This is a genomic window from Neorhizobium sp. BT27B (assembly GCF_050455485.1).
Classification (GTDB): Bacteria; Pseudomonadota; Alphaproteobacteria; order Rhizobiales; family Rhizobiaceae; genus Neorhizobium.
The window spans coordinates 34036-52629 of record NZ_JBCIYT010000002.1 but is presented as its reverse complement, the minus strand read 5'-3'; the positions used below and the strand labels follow the sequence as shown (position 1 = coordinate 52629).

Here is an 18594-nt window from a genome sequence, read left to right as displayed (position 1 = left end):
CTGGGATCTAACCACAGCGCAACAAATTCAACGCGGCAGATGCTCGGGACAGGCCCGAGCATGACGACCATGGGTGGGTAGGCGCCTTTTCCCCCTCTCCCCAAAAACCAAAAAGGCGGCACGATCGCTCGCACCGCCTCCCTCCTCCAAACCAGCTCCTTAGAAGCTGGCCCGGTAAATCGCCAGAACGTCCTCGACGCTCATATCGGCAGGATTGTTGTCCATCAGCCGGCGGATGGCATGCGCATCGGCGGCAAAGCGTGGCAGGTCGGCTTCATCAGCACCATGTTTGGCAAGCGACATCTCGATGCCGAGATCGGCACAGAATGCATGTGCCGCACCACTGAGATCAGCCTGCGACAGGCCTTTTCCAAAACCAAGCGCTTCCGCCACTTCCGCCGTCTTGTCCGCCACGACCGGCTGATTGAAGGCCAGAACATGCGGAAAGACGATGGCGTTGGCCAGCCCATGCGGCAGATGTAGAAGCGTGCCGAGCGGATAGGCGATGGCATGGCCGGCCGCCGTATTCACCGGCCCAAGGCAGATGCCGCCGTAATAGGAGGCCAGCATCAGCCCTTCGCGCGCTTCCCGATCCGATCCATCCTTGACCGCGCGGGCCAAAAATTTGCCGACGAGCGAAAAACCCATACGGGCAAAACCGTCGATCATCGGATGCGCGCGTTTGCTGGTAAATGCCTCGACGCAATGCGCCATGGCGTCGACACCGGTTGCGGCCGTGACGGCCGGCGGAACCGAATAGGTGAGTTCCGGGTCGAGTACCGCAAGGTCAGCGATCAGATGCGGGCTTTCGACCGCGATCTTGTTGCCCTTGACCGGATCGGTGATCAGCGAGCGGATGCCTGCTTCCGAGCCGGTTCCGGCCGTGGTCGCCACCTGCGCCAGTCGCGTACTTCTCCCCGCCACCTTGTTGGGGCCGGCAACATCGGCCAGCGTCTGTTCGCCATCCCAAAGGGCGGCCACCAGCTTGGCGACATCCATGACCGAGCCGCCGCCGAGACCGACGACGAGATCCGGCTTCGCCGCCCGCGCCGCAGCCAAAGCCGCATCAAGCGTGGCGATTTCCGGCTCGCCAGGAATGGCGTCGAACAGGGTGACCTTGCCCGGCAGTTTCAGCCGATCGACAAATCCGGCGGTGATCGGCGTCGCAATCACCAGCGTCGAGGAAACCTCGCCGGCCCAGGGACCGACTTCACCGACCGTGCCGGCACCGACGATCAGCCGCTTGGGCTGATGCAGGATGATGACGGGGGCGCTGCTCATGCCTTGCCCCCCTTGCCGCCGGTTACCAGCTTGCGGGCATAGGCGATCGCTTCCAGCATGTTGCCATGGTTGGCGATGCCCTTGCCGGCAATGTCGAAGGCGGTGCCGTGGTCGACCGAGGTACGGTCGATCGGCAGGTCGACGGAGACGTTGACCGCCGTATCGAAGGCGACGAGCTTGATCGGGATATGCCCCTGATCGTGGTACTGCGCGACCACCAGATCGAAGGCGCCGGAATAGGCGCGGTGGAACACCGTGTCGGCCGAAATCGGACCATAGGCATCGATGCCTTCGGCACGGGCTGCGGCAACGGCCGGTGCGATCTGCTCGTCATCCTCGGTACCAAAAAGGCCGTTTTCGCCGCAATGCGGGTTGATGCCGGCAACCGCGATGCGGGGTGCTGCATAACCCGTGCGCTTCAGGTGGTCATTGCCGGCCTTGATCGTCGCCAGCACCCGCTCGGTGGTGGCGCGGCGGATGGCCTCCTGCAGCGAAACGTGCGTGGAAACATGGATGACCTTCAGTTTTTCCGAGGCCAGCAGCATGTAGGCCGCTGCCGATTTCGTCAGGCTGCGCAGCATGCCGGTATGGCCGTCGTAATGATGGCCGGCAAGGTTGAGCGCTTCCTTGTTGATCGGTGCCGTGACGACGCAGCCGATCACGCCGGCTTCGGCATCGCGCACCGCCTTTTCGATGAAACGGAAAGCCGCATCGCCGGCAACCGGCGACAGCGTGCCCCAGGGCAGCGGCGCGCCTTCGATCGGCAGATCGACGACGTAAGGTGTCAGATCGATATCGACGCCCAGCGCCTTGCGGGCCGCTTCCAGCGTCGGCAGGTTGCCGTAGATACGGGTTGCGGCGCGGTCCGCGTCGCCCATTTCGGCCAGCGCCCGCACCGTGATTTCCGGTCCGACGCCGCAGGGGTCACCCATGGTGATGCCGATGATATTGCTCATGATTATTCTCCCACTGCGGTACTGGCCCAGCCCGGAGCCAGACGAACATATTTAATAGCGCGCCTGTAATAGGTGTAGGCGATGTGAAGACTGCCGTCGGTGCCCTCCAGCAGCCACGGATAGGACATTTCCTTGTTGTGACCGTCGATGGAATTGTTCGACAGGCAGGTGCCCGGACCATCCTCGATGAGGATCCGCTGCGAAAAACTTTTTGCCCCGTCATCGGAAATGCAGACGGAAACCGGTGCGCGCGGCACGCCCCAGATCGGCACGCAGCCGCCATCCGGATTGGCATCCGGCCGGTCGTCATCCTCGCCCAGCTCATCGTAAAGCGAGGCGCGGCGATCGCTCGACATCTCGGCATTCACCGGGTTGCAGATCATCGCGATGCGGCCGTCCTTGAGGCGGGTCGCGGCAACGGAAGAATTGTTGTTGGGCACATCCGTCGCCTGCGGCACGGACCATGTGCGGCCACCATCGGTGCTTTCCGTGCGATAGACGAAATCGGCCTGACGGCGGCGGAACACGGCTGCCAGCCTGTTATCACCGAGCGACACCGGCCCCATGTGTACGCAGCCCGTCGATTGATCGAGATCTTCCAGCACCCAGCTCTTACCGCCATCCTGCGAAATGCCGACCGCGGCGCGGTCATGGCTGCCGTTCCACTTCTGGCCCGGCCGTTGGATGCAGCGAAAGATCGGCAACAGCCATGCGCCATCGTCGCGAATGGTCAGCGGCGCACGAACGAAACAGCCGCGCGGCAGATCGAGATACTCTCCCTCGCCTGCCGTCAGCTTGGTCGGGTCGGCGGCATCGCGCGAAATTTCGGCCATGCGGATGCGGCATTCATCCTGATTGCCGGAGGGCTGCGAGGTGTGGAACAGCACGAGCCTGCCATCGGGCGCGGCAAACAGAACCGGGTTCTGCTCGGAATGTTTTGGGTCAAAGCTCAGCCGCTGCGGTTCACCCCATTGCTCGGAGCCGCCGATCAGAACAGAGGCGAAGACGGAAATATCCGACTTTCCTTCGAGCGTGCCGCCGAACCAGGCGCAGATCAGTGCGCCATCCTCGGTCAGGTGCAGGAAGGATGCGTGGTTCTGGATCATCGGCGAGGCCAGCATGGCCTCATGTCGTCCGCGGCCAACGGCTTTCACCGCACCGGTCATCACGGTTGCAATCTCTTCAGGCGTCATCAGGGTCTCCTCTTACCCACATGAAAATCACCCAAATAACAAAGTTGTCAAGTTTGAAAAATTCGGCAATTTGCCATTGACGATCCAAACTTACGATACATGCACTTGAAATTAAATCGTTTTATGAAAGACAAATTTGTACAAATTGGCAGTTCCGAATATTTAATTTGACAAACTTGCCGAGACATCCGATGGTTTGCGCCAGCCCGCTCATGGCGACGTTAAGGACGGAGGCATCCCGACCGACGCACAGGGCTTTAGGAGGAATGCCTTCGAAATCGCGTGAGCCGAACAGGCCGGAGCGAGACGAACAGCAAGCGGTGCGACCCGCACCAAGAGGGAGGAGAATGACATGAAGACTTCGCATTTGCTTGGAGCCCTGCTGGGTTCTGTCCTCGCACTCGGCACCGGCATCAGCCCGGTTCATGCCGCATCGACGGATATCAAGATCGTTCTGCCGGAAGAGGCCGACCTGCTCGAGCCCTGCATGGCGACGCGCTCCAATATCGGCCGCGTCATCATGGAAAATGTCAGCGAAACGCTGACCGAACTCGACGTGCGCGATAAAAAGGGCGTCATGCCCCGCCTCGCCGAAAAGTGGGAACAGACAGCTGACGGCACATGGCGCTTCCACCTGCGTCAGGGCGTCAAATTTTCCGACGGCAAGGCGTTTGGCGCCAAGGATGTCAAATTCAGCTTTGACCGCATTTTCAGCGACAAGAACATCTGCGAATCCCGCCGTTATTTCGGCGGCATGAAATTCGACGTGAAGGTGGTTGACGAAAACACCATCGATTTCAAGGTCAATCCGGTCCAGCCGATCCTGCCGCTGCTGCTGTCGCTCGTCACCATCGTACCGGAAGGCACGCCGCTGGAATTCGTGCGCGAGCCGGTCGGCACCGGTCCTTACAAACTGTCCAACTGGACACCGGGCCAGCAGATCGTTCTCGATGCGCGTGACGATTATTGGGGCAAGAAGCCCGCCGTCACCAAGGCCACCTACCTGTTCCGCTCAGACCCGGCGGTTCGCGCCGCCATGGTTCAGGCCGGCGAAGCCGATCTTGCACCGTCGATCTCGCAGGTCGAAGCCACCAACGACAAGACCGACTTCTCATACCTCGACAGCGAAACCGTCTATCTGCGTATCGATGGCAATATCGCGCCGCTCAACGATGTCCGCGTCCGCAAGGCGCTGAACCTCGCGATCGACCGTCAGGCCTTCATCGGCACGCTGGTGCCGGAAGATGCCGTTCTCGCCACCGCGCTGGTGCCGCCAACGACGCTTGGCTGGAACCCGGATGTGAAGGTGTTCCCATACGATCCGGATCAGGCCAAGAAGCTGCTTGAAGAAGCCAAGGCTGCCGGCGTGCCGGTCGACACCCCGATCACCGTGGTTGCGCGTACGGCCAACTTCCCGAACGTCACGGAAATCATGGAAGCCGTCCAGGCACAGTTGCAGGATGTTGGTTTCAAGATCGACCTGAAATTCGTCGAAGTCGCCGAACACGAGGTCTACTATTCGAAGCCGTTTAAGGAAGGCCGTGGCCCGACGATTGTTGCTGCCATGCACGACAATTCCAAGGGTGATCCGTCCTTCACCATGTTCTTCAAGTATGACTCGAAGGGCACCCAGTCCGGTTACGCCGATCCCAAGGTCGATGATCTCATCGCCCGCGCTTCGGCCGCCACCGGTGACGAACGTGCAAAACTCTGGTCGCAGCTGATCGCCTATGTCCACGACGATCTCGTCGCCGACGTCGCGCTCTTCCACATGGTCGGTTATTCGCGCGTGTCCGAACGTCTGGACTTCAAGCCCAGCATCGCCACCAACTCCATGCTGCAGCTCTCCGAGATCGGCATCAAGAAGTAACCCACCCATAACCTTAGGGCGATCCTGCACCGACAGGGCCGGGATCGCCCCAATCGAAGCGAAATGGACGACGGTTTCGCGGCCGTCCATTCCAGCAAGATCGAGGTCACCATGCTCAGTTTTATCCGCAAGCGCGCCTTCGCCAGTCTCATCTCGCTCATCGGGCTGCTGGTCATGGTCTTCTTCCTGTCCCGTCTGACGGGCGACCCGGCATCGCTCTTCCTTCCCGTCGAAGCCTCCGCCGAAATGAAGGCAGAGTTCCGCGCCCTTCATGGCCTTGATCAGCCGCTTCTCGTGCAGTTCGGCCAGTATGTCGGCAATGTCGTCACCGGCGATCTCGGCGAGAGCCTGCGCAAGGCCCGCCCTGCCCTTGATGTCGTGCTCGAAGCCTTCACCTGGACGCTCTGGCTCGCCGTCATCACCATGACGCTGGTCACCGTCTGCGCCATCGTCGTCGGCTCGCTCGCCGCCTTCCGCACCGGCGGCTTCTTCGACCGCTTTTCCTCGATGGTCTCGCTGATCGGCGCCTCCGTGCCGGATTTCTGGCTCGCCATCGTCGCCATCGTCGTCTTCGCCATCCAGCTCTCCTGGCTGCCGACCTCCGGCACCGGCTCGCTGTCGCACTGGATCCTGCCGATCTGCGTGCTGTTCGTGCGCCCCTTCGGCATTATCGTTCAGGTGGTGCGCGGCTCGATGATCTCGGCCCTCTCCTCGGCCTACGTGAAGACGGCCCGCGCCAAGGGCGTCAAATCCGGCCCGATCATCTTCGTTCACGCGCTGCGCAACGCCATGCTGCCGGTCATCACCGTCATCGGCGACCAGGCGGCCAGCCTCTTGAACGGCGCCGTCGTCATCGAAACCATTTTTGGTTTCCCCGGCGTCGGCAAGCTGATGATCGACAGCATCCTGCAGCGTGACTTCAACGTCGTGCTGGCGGCGATCCTCGTCACCGCTTTCGCCATCTTCCTCATGAACCTCGTGATCGACATGGCCTATGCCCTGCTCGACCCGCGCATCCGCTACTGAGGATCGATATGACCATGGCCATTCAATCCACACCCACCGCCAAGGAAACCGTTGCCGAGGAGCCGAGCGCCGTCGTGCGCATGGCGCGGATGCTCTGGGCCGACAAGTTCGCCCTCTGTGCCGCCATCTTCCTCGTCTTCGTCATCATCATGGCCATCATCGGCCCCACCCTGCTCGATGATCTCGCCACCAAGCAGAACCTGCGCGGCCGCAACCTCGCGCCTTTCATGTTCGACCGCGAATGGTTCATGTGGCTCGGTGCCGATGCACTTGGCCGCCCGCTCTGGCCGCGCATCATCGTCGCCACCCAGAACACCATCATGGTTGCCGCCGGCGCCGTGCTGATCTCGGCTGTCATCGGCACCCTGCTCGGCCTGATCGCCGGCTTCGCGTCGGAACGCACCAGCCAGATCATCATGCGTCTCGCAGACGTCATCATGTCCTTCCCATCGCTGCTGGTCGCGGTGATCGTGCTTTATATCCTCGGCTCTTCCATCCTCAACCTGATGCTGGTCCTGTCGATCACCCGTATTCCGGTCTATCTGCGCACCACCCGAGCGGAAGTTCTGGAAATCAAGAGCCGCATGTTCGTACAGGCGGCCCGCGTCATGGGCGCATCGTCGAAACGCATCCTGTTCCGTCACATCCTGCCGGTGGTGTTGCCGACGCTGACGACGCTTGCCACGCTCGATTTTGCCTATGTCATGCTGGCCGAAAGTGCGCTTTCCTTCCTCGGCATCGGCATCCAGCCGCCGGAAATCACCTGGGGCCTGATGATCTCTCAGGGTCGCCAGTACCTCACAAACGCGTGGTGGCTATCCTTCTGGCCGGGCCTGGCCATCATTCTCACCACCCTCTCGCTCAACCTTCTGTCCAACTGGCTGCGTATCGCGCTCGACCCCGTCCAGCGCTGGCGCCTGGAAATGAAAGGACCGAAAAATGGCTGATCATCTTCTCGAAGTCCGCAACCTCTCGGTCGATTTTCACACCGCCACCGGCACCGTCCACGCCGTGCGCAACATCTCCTATCATCTCGACCGAGGCGAAACGCTCGCCATTCTCGGCGAGAGCGGCTCCGGCAAGTCGGTCTCGTCCTCGGCGATCATGAACCTGATCGACATGCCGCCCGGAAAAATCGCGTCGGGCGAAATCCTGCTCGACGGCAAGGATCTGTTCAAGATGAGCAGCGAGGCCCGTCGCGAGGTCAACGGCCGCCGCATCGCCATGATCTTTCAGGACCCGCTCAGCCACCTGAACCCGGTTTATACGGTCGGCTGGCAGATGCGCGAGGCATTGAAAACCCACGGCAAGGGCAATAGCGAAGCCCAGGCCGAAGCCCTGCGCCTGTTCAAGCGCGTCGCCCTGCCGGAGCCGGAAAAGGCGCTCGACAAATACCCGCACGAATTTTCCGGCGGCCAGCGCCAGCGTGTCATGATCGCCATGGCGCTTGCGCTCAAACCCGATCTGCTGATCGCCGACGAACCGACCACTGCGCTCGACGTGACGGTGCAGGCGGAAGTGCTGCTTCTCCTCAAGGAATTGCAGCGTGAAACCGGCATGGGCGTGCTGATCATCACCCACGATCTCGGCGTCGTTTCCGAAGTCGCCGACCGCGTCGTTGTGATGGAAAAGGGTCAGCTGGTCGAAAGCGGCACGGTGCGCGACGTCTATCGCAACCCGCAGCATGCCTATACCAAAAAGCTGATCGCCGCCGCCCCCGGCAAGGGCGACATGCACGAACCGGCGACGTCAGGCGAGCCCATCCTCAGCGTCAAGAATGCCAAGAAATTCTACGGCGGCTTCGAAGCTTTGAAAGGCGTCTCCTTCGACCTCAAGGCAGGCGAGACCGTTGCCGTCGTCGGTGAAAGCGGCTCGGGCAAATCCACCCTCGCCCGCATCCTCCTGCGCCTCGAGGAAGCCGATGGCGGCACCGCGGAATGGAAGGGCAAGGACCTTTTCACCATGTCGCCGGGCGATCTGTTCAAGCTGCGCCGCGACCTGCAGATGGTGTTTCAGGACCCCACCCAGTCGCTCAACCCGCGCATGACGGTTTACCAGCTGATTTCGGAGGCCTGGGTCATCCACCCGGAAATCCTGCCCAAGGCCAAGTGGCGCGTGCGTGCTGCCGAACTGCTCGATCAGGTCGGCCTGTCGCCGGAACATATGGGCCGTTACCCGCACCAGTTTTCCGGTGGCCAGCGCCAGCGTATCGCCATTGCCCGCGCACTGGCGCTCGAACCAAAGCTGATCGTCTGCGACGAGGCCGTCTCGGCGCTCGACGTTTCGGTACAGGCGCAGGTGATCAAGCTTCTCGACAAGCTGCGCAAGGAAATGGGCATCGCCTTCATCTTCATCGCCCACGACCTGCCGCTGGTGCGCGATTTCGCCGATTACGTGATGGTCATGCAGAAGGGCGAAGTGGTCGAATTCGGCACTGTTACGCAGGTCTTCGACAACCCGCAAAAACCCTATACCCAGGCGCTTCTCGCCGCCAGCCTTGATCCCGACCCGGACGTGCAGGCCGCAAACCGCAACGCCCGTCTGGCAACAGCATCCTGATTTGATTGATACCGGAGTAGAATGATGACCAAGAAAGCCTTTGTCGCGATCGTGACATGCTTCAACGACGACGAAACGATCAATTACGAAGCGACCCGCGCGCAGGTGCGCCGTCAGGTGGCGGCCGGCAACAACATCATGTGCGCCGGCACCAACGGCGATTTCTCCGCACTCACCTTTGGCGAAAAGGTCAAGCTTCTCGAGGAAGTTGTCGATGAAGTCGGCGGCAAGGTCGATGTCATCGTCAATGCCGGCATGCCCGCCACGTTCGAAACGCTGCAGCTGGCCAAGGAATTCGACCGTATCGGCGTCACCGGCATCGCCGTCATCACGCCCTTCTTCATCGCCTGCACGCAGGACGGCCTGATCCGCCATTTCTCCACCGTCGCAGACGCCGTCAAAACGCCGGTCTATCTCTACGACATCCCGGCCCGCACCCAGAACCACATCGAGCCGGAAACTGCGCGAAAACTGGCCACCCATGGCAACATCGCCGGCATCAAGGACTCGGGCGGCGCGCAGGAAACGCTTGCGGCCTACCTGCAGGTCTCGAAAGAGGTCGAAGGTTTCGAAGTCTATTCCGGCCCGGACCATCTGGTCCTGTGGTCGTTGCAGAACGGCGCTGCCGGCTGCATTTCCGGTCTCGGCAATGCCATGCCGGACGTCCTCGCCGGCATCGTCGGTGGCTTCAACTCGGGCAATATTGCTGAAGCCGAACGTCAGCAGGACATCTACACGGCCTTCCGCACCGACCTCTACCAGCACGGTTTCCCACCGGCCATGGTCAAGCGCGCGCTCTATCTGCAGGATAGTTCCGTCGGCGCCAGCCGCCAGCCGGCTTTGCTGCCGAATGCAGAGCAGGATGCGAAAATTGGCGAGACGCTGAAGAAGTTCGGTTTGTTGTAAGCAGCTAGACAAGACCCAATGAAAAAGGCGCTGCGGATGTCTCCGCAGCGCCTTTTTCAATATCTCATCTCTCTCGGTGGTCATCCTCGAGCCTGACCCGAGGATGACGACCCTGCATCAGGCAGCACTCGCCGCCTTCTTCGCGGCGACACGTGCCCGGATCGATTCCACATCAGCCTTCGGCGTCGCCTTGAACAGGGTCTGCGTGTATTCGTGCTTCGGCGCCGAAAACACCTCGTCGCGCGTGCCGTATTCGACCGCCTCGCCGAAATACATCACCATCACCTCGTCGGCGATGTAACGCACGACGGACAAGTCGTGGCTGATGAACACATAGGTGAGGTTGAACTCGTCCTGCAGGTCGGCCAGCAGGTTCAGAACCTGTGCCTGAACCGAAAGGTCGAGCGCCGAAACAGGCTCGTCCAGCACCAACAGCTTCGGGTTCATCATCAGCGCGCGCGCAATGGCGATGCGCTGGCGCTGACCGCCGGAGAACATGTGCGGATAACGGTTATAGTGTTCCGGGCCGAGGCCGACCTTGATCAGCATTTCGGTGGCGCGGTCACGGCGATCGTTTGCCGACATGTCGGTGTTGATCAGCAGCGGCTCGCCCAGAACATCGCCGATCTTCTGACGCGGGTTGAGCGAACCGTAAGGGTTCTGGAAGACGATCTGCACCTTCTGGCGCATTTCCGAGGTCAGATGACCCGGACGCGTGTCCATCTTCTGGCCGTCGATGATCAGGTCGCCCGCCGTCGGCTCGTCGATGAAGGTGATCATCCGCGCCAGCGTGGACTTGCCGCAGCCACTTTCGCCGACGATTGCCAGCGTCTTGCCGCGCTCCAGCTTGAAGGAAACGCCCTTCACCGCATGGATGGTCTTTTTCGGCTTCATGAAGCCGCCCGGCAGTTCGTAATCGCGCTTGATGTCGCGCACTTCGAGCATGGTATCGGTGCTCATGCATTCACTCCCGTCGCACTGGCAGTAGGTGCCGGTTCCGGATTGCCGTCGAAGAAGTCGGAAACCGTGGTCAGGCGGTCGCCAGTGGCATTTTCAGGCAGGGCAGCCAGCAGCGCCTTGGTATAATTGCTCTGCGGGTTTTCGAAGAGGGAAAGCACGTCGGCCTCCTCCATCTTGCGGCCCTTGTACTGCACGACCACACGGTCGGCGGTCTCGGCCACAACGCCCATGTCATGGGTGATCATGATCAGGCCCATGCCGGTGCGTGCCTGCAGGTCCATGATCAGGTCGAGGATCTGCTTCTGGATGGTCACGTCGAGCGCGGTGGTCGGCTCGTCGGCGATCAGCAGTTTCGGGTCGCAAGCGATCGCGATGGCGATCATCACGCGCTGGCACTGGCCACCGGACATCTGGTGCGGATAGGCGTTGAGGCGCTCTTCCGGGTTAGGCAGGCCAACCAGCTTGAACAGCTCGATGGCGCGGGCGCGGCGGGCCTTTTTGTCCAGCCCGAGGTGAATGCGCAGCACTTCCTCGATCTGGAAACCCACCGTGAAGCACGGGTTGAGGCTGGCAACGGGCTCCTGGAAGATCATTGCGATATCCTTGCCGATCAGCTTGCGGCGTTCGGAGCCGCTAAGCTTCTGGATATCCTGCCCTTCGAACAGCATGCGGTCGGCGGTGATCTTGGCCGTTGCCGGCAGAAGACCCATCACGGCCAGCATCGAAACAGACTTGCCGGAGCCGGATTCACCGACGATGGCAAGCACTTCGGCATTGTCGACGGAAACCGAAACGCCATCGACGGCGCGGAACCAGCCGGTCGAGGTTTCGAATTCGACGGTGAGATTGTCGATTTGTAAGAGCGACATGATCAGGACCTCTTCAGCTTCGGATCAAGCGCATCGCGCAGGCCGTCGCCCATCAGGTTGATGGCAAGAACGGTGATGAGGATTGCAAGGCCCGGGAAGGTGACGACCCACCAGGCGCGCAGGATGAATTCGCGAGCTTCGGCCAGCATCGTGCCCCATTCGGGAGACGGCGGCTGCACGCCCATGCCGAGGAAGCCGAGAGCGGCCAGATCGAGGATGGCATTGGAGAACGACATCGTTGCCTGAACGATCAGCGGTGCGGTGCAGTTCGGCAGGATGGTGCGGAACATCAGACGCAGCGGGCTTGCACCGGCGATGCGGGCGGCGGTCACGTAGTCACGCGACTTTTCGGCCATCACGGCGGCACGGGTCAGGCGCACGAAATGCGGCTGCAGGGTCACCGCGATGGCGATCATCGCGCTGTTGAGACCGGCACCGAGAATGGTGACGAGCACCAGCGCCAGCAGCAGCGACGGGATGGCCAAGATCATGTCCATCAGGCGCATGATGACGGTATCGACCCAACCGCGATAATAACCGGCGATGACGCCGACGACGATACCGGCAACCAGCGACAGCGTGGTGACGACGAGGCCGACGAACAGCGAATACTGGGCGCCGTAGATCAGGCGCGAAAGAATGTCGCGACCGATCGGATCGGTGCCGAGAACATAGGTCCAGCTACCGCCTGCAACCCATGCCGGCGGCTTCAGCACGGCATCACGATACTGTTCGAACGGCGAATGGGGTGCCAGCACCGAAGCGAAGACCGCAACGAAAACCAGCGCGACGAAAACGTAGAGGCCGATGACGGCACCGCGGTTTTCGGAAAAATAGAACCAGAACTCCTTGAGCATCTGGCGGCGCATCTGGGCGGTGGAGACGGGCTCCGCAGCCTTCTGTGTAATGGTGGCGTCGGCCATGGGATTTTGCTCCTTCTTAGTGGCGAATGCGCGGGTTGAGGAGACCGTAGAGAAGGTCGACGATCAGGTTCACCGTCATGATGATCGCAGCGATCAGCAGCAGGCCTCCCTGGATAACGGCATAGTCGCGACGGAAGACGCTATCGAGGATCCACTTGCCGATGCCCGGCCAGGAAAAGATCGTCTCGGTCAGGATGGCGCCGGCCAGCATGACACCAACCTGCAGGCCGACCGTGGTGACGACCGGGATCATCGCATTGCGCAGCGCATGAACACCGATGACGCGGAACGGCGACAGACCTTTTGCGCGGGCGGTGCGGACGTAATCTTCGGACAGAACTTCCAGCATGGCAGACCGCGTCTGGCGGGCGATGACGGCCAACGGAATGGTGGACAGCACGATCGACGGCAGCGCCAGATGGCTGAGCGCCGAGGCAAATGCGCCCTTCTGGCCGGAGATCAGGCTATCGATCAGCATGAAGCCGGTGACCTGCGGGAAATAGAACATCAGCGAGATGCGGCCCGTCACCGGGAACCATTGCAGGATGCCGGAGAACAGGATGATCAGCAGCAGGCCCCACCAGAAGATCGGCATCGAATAACCGACCAGCGCGATGCCCATCAGGCCCTGGTCGAAGATCGACCCGCGCTTGACGGCGGCAATGATGCCGGCCGGAATGCCCAGTGCGATGGCGATGATGATGGCGCAGAAGGAAAGCTCGACCGTCGCTGGAAACAGCGTCAGGAACTGGTCGAGCACCGGCTTCTTGGAAACGATCGAGGTGCCGAAGTCACCGGTCAGAACGCCGCCGAGATAATCGAAATACTGGATGACCATCGGCCGGTCCATGCCGAGCTGCGCGGAAATCTGCGCATGGCGCTCCGGCGACATGACGCGTTCGCCCGAAAGCAGCGCGACCGGATCGCCCGGAAGAAGACGGATGAACGAGAACGCGATGATGGAGACCCCGATGAACGTCGGGATCAGGACGGCGAGGCGCCGCAGAAGGAAGCCAAACATTTTAAGCCTTTGCGGAAAAGGGGCGGGCCAGATTCATGATTTTTGTCAAGCCATGCATCAGACCAATTCGGCGTCACCGCCGTATTTTTGGGCATCTCATAAGAAAATGCCGCAGGAAACGCAATGTCTCCTGCGGCAAAAAGTTGTGATGCTGTCCGATTACTCGGCGATATCGACTGCTTCGAAGGTGAAGTCGCCGAGCGGGCTCTGGGTGAAGCCGGTCACGCCCTTGCGCATCGGAACGACGGCCAGCGAGTGGTCGATCGTGCCCCAGGGTGCATCCTTTTTGAAGATGACCTGTGCCTGCTCATAAAGCTTGCTGCGCTCTTCCTGGTCGGACGTCGACTTGGCCTTCTTCACGAGGGCGTCGAATTCCTGGTTGCACCACTGCGCGCGGTTGTTGCCGCCGACGGCATCGCAGCCGAGCAGGGTGTCGAGGAAGTTGTCCGGATCGCCGTTGTCGCCGGTCCAGCCCATGATGGCAGCGCCGTCACGGTTCTTGTCCTTCGAACGCGACAGGTATTCTGCCCATTCGTAGGAAACGATCTCGACCTTGACGCCGATCTTGGCAAAGTCGTCCTGGATGATTTCAGCGGCGCGACGTGCATTCAGCATGTACGGACGCGAAACCGGCATCGCCCAGACCTTCATGGACAGGTCCTTGACGCCGGCGTCAGCCAGCATCTTCTTGGCGGCGTCGAGGTCGTACGTGTCGTCCTTGATATCGTTATTGTAGGACCACATGGTCGGCGGGATCGGGTTGGTGGCAGGTGTTGCCATGCCCTGGAAGACGGCATCAACGATTGCCGGCTTGTTGATCGCCTTGTTGAGAGCGATACGAACTTCCGGCTTGTCGAACGGAGCCTGGGTCGTGTTGTAGGCGAGGTAGGCGATATTGAGGCCTTCCTGCTCCAGAACCTGCAGGTTCTCGTCAGCCTTCATGGCCTGCACGTCGGCAGCGTTCGGGTAAGGCATCAGGTGGCATTCGCCGGCCTTGAGCTTCTGATAACGAACGGCAGCGTCGGTGGTGATCGCGAAGACGAGATCATCGATCTTCGGAGCGGTGCCCCAGAAATCGGCATTCTTCTTGTAGCGGATGATGGCATCCTGCTGGTAGGCGACGAAGGAGAACGGGCCGGTGCCGACCGGGTTCTGGTTCAGCTGTTCCTTGGTGCCGGCCTTTTCGAGGCTGTCGGCGTATTCCTTGGACAGGATCGACGCGAACGGCATGGCAAGGTTGGCCAGGAACGGTGCTTCCGAACGGGTCAGCGTGACCTTGACGGTCAGGTCATCGACCTTTTCGATCGACTTGATCAGCTTGGGGAAGCCCATGCCATCGGCATATTCCCAGGTGCCGCCGGTGACATACTTGTTCCAGGCGTTCTTTTCGTCGATCTGGCGACCGATGGAGAAGAGGACGTCGTCGGCATTCAGTTCACGCGTCGGCGTGAAGAATTCGGTGGTCTGGAACTTTACGCCCTTGCGGAGCTTGAACGTGTAGACCGTACCATCTGCGGAAATTTCCCAGCTCTCGGCGAGAGCGGCTTCCGGCTGCGTCGTGCCGGGCTTGAACTCGAGAAGGCGGTTGTAGATCGGATGCGCCGATGCGTCGAAGGTCGTGCCGGCGGTGTAGAGACCCGGATCGAAACCTTCCGGCGAACCTTCCGAGCAGAATACGAAGGTCTTGGCGGCAGCGACGGTCGGAAGCATTGGCAATGCAGCCAGTGCGAGTGCGGCGATAAGCGCGCGTTTCATTGGAAAACTCCCCTTTGTGACTTCTTGCCTCTGAGGCACCCCAGAGACAAACACCCGGATTGAACCCGCGGTGTGTCCTCTTACCTTCCCCTGGTGCCAGTGCGAGTCGGTGCGACAGATACAGAACGGCAGGCGGGGGTTGTCAACACACAATATCGGAGTCGGCACCGCCAAGCCAAGATTTACGTTAATGTATCATATCATTTGTTAAAGCAGATGGCGGTTTCGTTGCTCCGCGCAACACAAACGCCTTCATCGGCTCTACTTGAGAGCAAACTTTATAAGAAATACAACAGATCGGAACAGCAGTGTTCAGCACCTGCCGATCCACCTCCCATCACCGGACAACATCCGCAAATAAGCCATCGAACGCAGCCGGCGGGCCGCCTGCGTTTTAGAAGCTTTCGGCCGTTGCCTCGACGGAAACCAACCGCCCGCCCTCGACCTTGTAGATACCCAGCCGGCGCTCGATCGCCCCGTTCGGCGTCAGCCGGAACAGTCCGGTCACGCCACGAAAGCCGGTCTTGCTGGTCAGTGCTTCCGAGGTGATCACCGCCGAACCGGCACTCCTGACGATGCCTGCCGTCATGGCGATACTGTCATAACCCAAAGCGGCATGGATGGAGAACGGCCGTTTATAGGCCGCCTCGTAACGTGCGCCGACCGTGCGCATGGCATCCGGATCGGCGGTGGCGATGAGGACATTCGCGGCAGACGGATCGCCATAGACGCTGGTCGGCCAATGGCTGGTGCCGACGACAGGCAGCGAGGCGGATGTCGCCCGCAAAGCCCGCAGCACGGCACCGACCGCATTGCCGTCACCCATCACCACAGCGGCATTGGCGGCATCGAGCATCGGCTTGCTGCGCGCCAGCAGATCGGAAACAGCACCCGCATCATAACGGATCACACCCGTCACCGTCCCGCCGGCCTGACCGATCGCGGATTTCAGACCCGCCTCTTCCGAAACACCCAGATTGGCCGGCGCCAGTACCACGATCTTCTTCTGGCCGCCCGCGATCACCCGGCGCACGCCTCTGGCAGCGCTGGAAACCTCGTCGAAGCCGAAATTGAAAACCTTTGCCCCCGAAACAGCCGGACCGAGATTGACCAGCGGCGGACGCTGGTCGGGCGCCGATGCGGCAATCGCCGAGATCGTCGCCTGCGGCGCAAAGGAAAGCAGCAGACCGGAACTACGGCTGTTGGCGGCAGAAATCGCAGCCGGCACGGATGAAGGACCGGCAGCCACATCCACCACCTTGATCTTCATCGCTCCGGCTTCATCGAGTTCGCGGATCGCCAGCGCCGCACCGTCGCGGATATCCTTTGAAACGCCCTCGTAATAACCGCTCTGGGACTTGGCCAGCAGCAGGGTAATCTCGGTCGATCCGCGCCCGAATGTCTCTTCCACCGCCGTCGGCGGCGGCTTCAGCGCCTTGTCATTGGCCATCTTGGCGCCAATCGTTTCCGTCTCGCAGGACGAAAGCGCCATCACGCCGGCAACCAGCGCACCGACCTTCAGAAGCCGGACAACGGACACGATCGGGAATGGCCTGCAGATTGCAGAAACCGGACCACGCGAAAGAAAAGGGAGACTGATGAAACGCATCTGTACCGGACCGGCATGGCCTTGTTGGCTGCAACTTACACATGCTAGCGCAGGTAAAACCGCTTAACAAGCAACAATATAAATACGAAAAATTTTACGCAATTTCTCGCAATAATGTTGCACCATTAGTATCCACGCTTACGAACCAGAAATTCAGAGCCGATTGCTAGTCTTATTCCAACAGGAGAGACAACAATGGCTCATAACAATAATAAAAAAATGGCCTTTATTGCTTGCGCAATGGTGTCGACTTTGATCACATCGCAAGCTTATGCCGCAGATTCGCAAGTATCTCCGAAGACATTCCCGCCAATCTCCTTTCTGACGGAGAGCGCGCAAAATTACTTCCCGCAATCGCTTGCCGTCTTCGCCTCCGTGGCAAGGCTGACAACCGATTTCGCCTCCGCCATTGCCGCACAGAACACCGCAGCCGCAAAAATTCCGGCACCGGTCGATACTGCCCCGGTCATGCAGGTGGCGATCAAGCCGGCCAACCTTCCGGCACAAACCCGCAGCGGCCCGACTGCTGCCGCCTTCGAAACGGTTGCCGTTCCATTCAAACGCCTGGCGGCGCTGAAAAAGCTCAGCCCCTCGCTGGACGAGATGGAGAAGGGCACCGCCATCACCTGCCGCGGTAAGACCTGCGCACCGGCGCTCGCCACCATCCAGCAGGCAAGCGCGGCTCAAGGCTCACTGCGCGACAAGCTCAACGCCGTCAACGCCGCCGTCAACACGGCGATCACCTATCGCTCCGACATGGAAACCAATGGTGTTGCCGACCACTGGGCGACGCCAAGCGAGACGCTGTCCCGCGGCCAGGGCGATTGCGAGGATTTTGCCATCCTGAAAATGGCGGCCCTGCGCGCGGAAGGGTTCGATCCGGCGGCGATGAGCATCGTGGCACTGTTCGACCAGAAGCGCCGCCTCTATCACGCCGTCCTGTCGGTGGAAGTGTCCGGTCGCCACTTCATCCTCGACAATGTCCGCAATCAGGTTCTGCAGGACACCCAGCTGCCGGATTACGTGGCGCTCTATTCGATCCGCGATGGCAAGGGATTTCTGCACGGCTCGCAGCGCCAGAAGCAGATCGCCAGCGCCATCACCTCGATGGAAAAGATCGCGCCGGGCGCGGGCGTGAACTGATCAGCAAGACGCTATCCTTCCGGTCATTTACAGAGGGCGAGAAGGCAGTTATTCCATCCGGCGCTTGAGGTGACTATCGATGGTTCAGGTACTCTGGAAAATATTCGCAGTCATGACGATCGCTGCAACATTTGGTGGCATGGCCATAACGCAATCGGAGCCAGCTTCGTTCTGGAAATCTCTCAACACCACGATCACCATAATCTCTTGCGGCGCGATCTTTGGTTATGCTTTCAAAAAACAGCTGCTTCCGAAACAGTTTGCGACAGTATTTTCATGGATATTCAGCGCTTATGTCGTCTGGATAAGTGCGCAGTCAATCAGCAATCTATATTCATATTACGCCGAGGGAAAAGCCTCGGCCGCGATCGCCATAACGGCCTTTTCCTTCCTTGGAATCTTGAACTTTCTGGAATGGCTCGCTGTCTGGCGATACGGAAACAACCCCGATGTCCGCGCCTCTATGCAAGATATGGCAAAGCCAGAATAAACCCTCCGCCCTTTAGTTCGGGACACCATCGTG

The 18594-nt window shown here is 60.5% G+C and carries 16 protein-coding genes; 7 read left to right on the top strand and 9 right to left on the bottom strand.

Annotated elements, in window-relative coordinates; all coding sequences use genetic code 11:
* Positions 1-159: 159 nt before the first annotated feature.
* The 3 genes from AAIH70_RS05740 to AAIH70_RS05730 are packed head-to-tail and all read right to left on the bottom strand — an operon-like array spanning position 160 to position 3430.
* Positions 160-1281 (bottom strand): iron-containing alcohol dehydrogenase, encoded by a 1122-nt coding sequence (locus AAIH70_RS05740; protein WP_132271247.1) that lies wholly within the window; start codon positions 1279-1281, stop codon positions 160-162.
* Positions 1278-2237 carry a 4-hydroxythreonine-4-phosphate dehydrogenase PdxA gene (pdxA, locus tag AAIH70_RS05735; protein ID WP_132271246.1) on the bottom strand — a complete coding sequence of 320 codons (960 nt, stop codon included), beginning with the start codon at positions 2235-2237 and terminating at the stop codon, positions 1278-1280. Before pdxA ends, AAIH70_RS05740 begins: the two co-directional genes overlap by 4 nt.
* Before the next feature lie 2 nt (positions 2238-2239).
* Complete coding sequence (locus AAIH70_RS05730; RefSeq protein WP_132271245.1) at positions 2240-3430, bottom strand: sialidase family protein; 1191 nt, start codon at positions 3428-3430, stop codon at positions 2240-2242.
* 352 nt (positions 3431-3782) lie between these two features.
* Here AAIH70_RS05730 and AAIH70_RS05725 point away from each other — a divergent pair, with 352 nt between their 5' ends.
* The 5 genes from AAIH70_RS05725 to AAIH70_RS05705 all read left to right on the top strand — a co-directional run bounded on the left by AAIH70_RS05725 (position 3783) and on the right by AAIH70_RS05705 (position 9791).
* Complete coding sequence (locus AAIH70_RS05725; RefSeq protein ID WP_132271244.1) at positions 3783-5300, top strand: ABC transporter substrate-binding protein; 1518 nt, start codon at positions 3783-3785, stop codon at positions 5298-5300.
* A gap of 111 nt (positions 5301-5411) precedes the next feature.
* Positions 5412-6326 carry an ABC transporter permease gene (locus AAIH70_RS05720; RefSeq protein ID WP_132272499.1) on the top strand — a complete coding sequence of 305 codons (915 nt, stop codon included), beginning with the start codon at positions 5412-5414 and terminating at the stop codon, positions 6324-6326.
* Between the two features lie 14 nt (positions 6327-6340).
* Positions 6341-7273, top strand: coding sequence for an ABC transporter permease (locus tag AAIH70_RS05715; protein WP_132271243.1), 933 nt, complete (start codon positions 6341-6343; stop codon positions 7271-7273).
* Complete coding sequence (locus AAIH70_RS05710; RefSeq protein WP_132271242.1) at positions 7266-8885, top strand: ABC transporter ATP-binding protein; 1620 nt, start codon at positions 7266-7268, stop codon at positions 8883-8885. The genes AAIH70_RS05715 and AAIH70_RS05710 overlap by 8 nt, the downstream gene beginning before the upstream one ends.
* A 24-nt stretch (positions 8886-8909) precedes the next feature.
* A complete protein-coding gene (locus AAIH70_RS05705) occupies positions 8910-9791 on the top strand; it encodes a dihydrodipicolinate synthase family protein (RefSeq protein WP_132271241.1) in 882 nt (293 codons plus the stop codon).
* A 117-nt stretch (positions 9792-9908) separates the two neighbouring features.
* Here the strand turns inward: AAIH70_RS05705 and AAIH70_RS05700 are convergent, their stop codons facing one another.
* The 6 genes from AAIH70_RS05700 to AAIH70_RS05675 form a co-directional block, all read right to left on the bottom strand.
* Positions 9909-10751, bottom strand: coding sequence for an ABC transporter ATP-binding protein (locus tag AAIH70_RS05700; RefSeq protein WP_132271240.1), 843 nt, complete (start codon positions 10749-10751; stop codon positions 9909-9911).
* Positions 10748-11620 carry an ABC transporter ATP-binding protein gene (locus tag AAIH70_RS05695; RefSeq protein ID WP_132271239.1) on the bottom strand — a complete coding sequence of 291 codons (873 nt, stop codon included), beginning with the start codon at positions 11618-11620 and terminating at the stop codon, positions 10748-10750. Before AAIH70_RS05695 ends, AAIH70_RS05700 begins: the two co-directional genes overlap by 4 nt.
* Positions 11621-11622: 2 nt before the next feature.
* A complete protein-coding gene (locus tag AAIH70_RS05690; RefSeq protein WP_132271238.1) occupies positions 11623-12543 on the bottom strand; it encodes an ABC transporter permease subunit in 921 nt (306 codons plus the stop codon).
* Positions 12544-12559: 16 nt separating this feature from the next.
* Positions 12560-13564, bottom strand: a complete 1005-nt coding sequence (locus tag AAIH70_RS05685) for an ABC transporter permease subunit (RefSeq protein ID WP_132271237.1) — start codon at positions 13562-13564, stop codon at positions 12560-12562.
* 159 nt (positions 13565-13723) lie between these two features.
* Complete coding sequence (locus tag AAIH70_RS05680; protein ID WP_132271236.1) at positions 13724-15319, bottom strand: ABC transporter substrate-binding protein; 1596 nt, start codon at positions 15317-15319, stop codon at positions 13724-13726.
* 394 nt (positions 15320-15713) lie between these two features.
* Complete coding sequence (locus tag AAIH70_RS05675) at positions 15714-16859, bottom strand: ABC transporter substrate-binding protein (RefSeq protein ID WP_132271235.1); 1146 nt, start codon at positions 16857-16859, stop codon at positions 15714-15716.
* A gap of 312 nt (positions 16860-17171) precedes the next feature.
* Between AAIH70_RS05675 and AAIH70_RS05670 the strand changes: the two genes are divergently transcribed.
* Both AAIH70_RS05670 and AAIH70_RS05665 read left to right on the top strand, forming a co-directional pair.
* Positions 17172-18071 carry a transglutaminase-like cysteine peptidase gene (locus tag AAIH70_RS05670; RefSeq protein ID WP_430033815.1) on the top strand — a complete coding sequence of 300 codons (900 nt, stop codon included), beginning with the start codon at positions 17172-17174 and terminating at the stop codon, positions 18069-18071.
* 79 nt (positions 18072-18150) lie between these two features.
* Positions 18151-18561 (top strand): hypothetical protein, encoded by a 411-nt coding sequence (locus tag AAIH70_RS05665; RefSeq protein WP_132271233.1) that lies wholly within the window; start codon positions 18151-18153, stop codon positions 18559-18561.
* Positions 18562-18594: the final 33 nt, after the last annotated feature.